Consider the following 1,482-nt stretch of genomic DNA (forward strand, 5'->3'; position numbering starts at 1 on the left):
GCGCCGTGTCCGCGCCCGAGCCCGATTGCGCCATTCCCGATTCCACCGCCGGCCCGCCCGCCATGCCCGCGCTCCCGCCCTCGCCTCATCATGTCGTCCGCCTCTTGATGCGGCGCATTCCCCCTTGACGCAAGCCGCCCGGACCGCCAGTTTCCGCATGCCAGACGGTCGGGCGACCGCTGTCGCCACGCGATAGAGGAAAGTCCGGGCTCCACGGAGGAACGGTGCCGGCTAACGGCCGGCGGGGGCGACCCCAGGGAAAGTGCCACAGAAAACAAACCGCCCCCACGGCATTCCGGTACGCCGGAGATGGTGCGGGCAAGGGTGAAACGGTGCGGTAAGAGCGCACCGCGCGTGCGGCAACGCAGGCGGCAGGGCAAACCCCACCGGGAGCAAGACCGAATAGGAACGGCAGGCGACGCCCCCAAAGGCGCCGCCGGGGGTCCCTCCGCCCCGTCGTTCGGGTTGGTCGCGTGAGGCGCGCCGCAAGGCGCGTCCCAGAGGAATGGTCGCCCCATCTTCATCGAGGATGGACAGAACCCGGCTTACAGACCGTCTGGCCTCGTCGTCTCCTGCGGAACACACCCCCAACAAAATGCCCCCAGCAAAATGTTCTCGTTTTGATCACGTTCAAACTAGAACATAACGTAAACATCCATATTCATGCCGCATTCCAAAGTCCGCCCGCTGCGACAATTGGGGTCAAGTCCTGTCACGACTTGTCCAACCCACGAAAAACTGCGGTTTTCTGCCAGAATTTCAGCGCGTTTTGTTTGACGTCCCATAAAATCCCATGATATCCCATGAAAACCCGGCGCGCAGGGAGCGCCGGCCCATGCGCAATCGCATCCGCAACCATCCAGCCGAGGGAGCATCGCAAAAGCGTGAGTGTGTTCCTCGGCACCCATCAGAACCGCCTCGACGCCAAGGGCCGTGTGTCGATCCCGGCTCCCTTCCGCACGGCCCTGCGCGCCCAGGCCCAGGCCGGCGACGCGCTGGTCGTCCTGCGCCCCTCGCACCAGCATCCCTGCATCGAGGCCTGGCCCACCGCCGCCTTCGCGGCCCTCAGCCAGCCGCTCGACCGGCTGGACATGTTCTCCGACGAACATGACGACATGGCCGCCGCCCTCTATGCCGACGCCTTCCCCGTCGACGCCGACCGCGAGGGACGGATCATCCTGCCCGACGCGCTGAAGGAACACGCCACCCTGACCGACAGCGTCGCCTTCATGGGGCTGGGCCGCATCTTCCAGATCTGGGAACCCGCCGCCGCCGAACGCCGCCGCGCCGAGGCCCGCACCCGCTCGCGCAATCTCGCCCTGCCGGCCCAGAACCGCGCACAGAGTCACGTTCAGAATCACGTTCAGCAAGGCGGCAGCACCCACGGCGGGACCAACGGCGGAGGCGCCGCATGAACGCCATGACCACGCCCCCCGCCGGCCACCGTCCCGGCCATGTCCCCGTCATGCTGGCCGAGGTGCT

At 66.9% G+C, this 1,482-nt stretch carries 1 protein-coding gene and 1 other RNA gene; both read left to right on the plus strand.

The genetic code is table 11. The features are described from left to right. The first annotated feature begins 160 nt into the window (after positions 1–160). Positions 161–564, plus strand: an RNA gene (rnpB, locus tag HUK84_RS17890) — RNase P RNA component class A. A gap of 320 nt (positions 565–884) precedes the next feature. Next, positions 885–1,415 carry a division/cell wall cluster transcriptional repressor MraZ gene (gene mraZ, locus HUK84_RS17895; protein WP_317135311.1) on the plus strand — a complete coding sequence of 177 codons (531 nt, stop codon included), beginning with the start codon at positions 885–887 and terminating at the stop codon, positions 1,413–1,415. Positions 1,416–1,482 lie beyond the last annotated feature (67 nt).

The sequence above is a fragment of the Nguyenibacter vanlangensis genome (assembly GCF_013376155.1).
Taxonomy (GTDB): Bacteria; Pseudomonadota; Alphaproteobacteria; order Acetobacterales; family Acetobacteraceae; genus Gluconacetobacter; species Gluconacetobacter vanlangensis.